Origin of the sequence: Sphingomonas sp. 10B4 (assembly GCF_035019905.1) — a bacterium.
In the GTDB taxonomy this organism is placed as follows: Bacteria; Pseudomonadota; Alphaproteobacteria; order Sphingomonadales; family Sphingomonadaceae; genus Sphingomonas; species Sphingomonas glacialis.
Map to the genome: position 1 here is coordinate 1 of NZ_JASJVC010000537.1, position 240 is coordinate 240.

Consider the following 240-nt stretch of genomic DNA (forward strand, 5'->3'; position numbering starts at 1 on the left):
GCCCATCACCTCAAGCAGTTGAAGCTGCCCACCGTGCTGCGCGAGTATGACAAGGTGGCCCGCGAGTGCGCGCGCGACGGCACGGACCATCCGCGCTATCTGCTGCGGCTTATCGAGCTCGAGCTGATCGATCGCGAACGGCGCACGATCGAGCGGCGTATCCGGGCGGCACGGTTCCCGGCGGTGAAGAGCTTCGACACGTTCGAGTTTACCGCCATCCCGAGCCTCAACAAGATGCTC

The 240-nt window shown here is 64.6% G+C and carries 1 protein-coding gene; it reads left to right on the forward strand.

All coding sequences use genetic code 11. The features are described from left to right. On the forward strand, positions 1-240 hold a 240-nt coding region (locus tag QN347_RS20780; protein WP_323494543.1), incomplete at both ends, for an ATP-binding protein.